Here is a 419-nt window from a genome sequence, read left to right on the forward strand (position 1 = left end):
GCGGACCGTTGACCGCGGCGATCTCCAGCCGGCCCTCGAACCCGGCCAGCGACCCGGCCACCTCCGCCTCGGCGGCCTGCACCGCGACCATCGCGCCGCCCGCCGGCAGCGCGCCCATCAACCGGCCACGCGCCACGACGAGTTCGGCCGCGTCCGCCAGCGACAGCACCCCCGCCACATGCGCGGCAGCGATCTCACCGACCGAATGCCCGATCAGACAATCGGCACGCACCCCCAGCGACTCCACCAGCCGGAACAGCGCCACTTCCACCGCGAACAACGCCACCTGCGTGAACTCCGTCGAGTCCAGCACACCACCCTCGGCGGCAAGAAGCTCCCGCAACGACCGGCCCAGACGCGGATCAACCTCCGCACACACCTCGGCCAAAGCCTGCTCGAACACCGGGAACGCCGCAGCC

At 71.8% G+C, this 419-nt stretch carries 1 protein-coding gene; it reads right to left on the bottom strand.

The window, feature by feature from the left end; translation table 11 throughout:
* Positions 1-419, bottom strand: a 419-nt coding sequence (locus tag KUM38_RS42315; protein WP_254397890.1) for an acyltransferase domain-containing protein, incomplete at both ends; no start/stop codon positions are given.

Origin of the sequence: Streptomyces sp. AC558_RSS880 (assembly GCF_019049255.1) — a bacterium.
Taxonomy (GTDB): domain Bacteria; phylum Actinomycetota; class Actinomycetes; order Streptomycetales; family Streptomycetaceae; genus Streptomyces.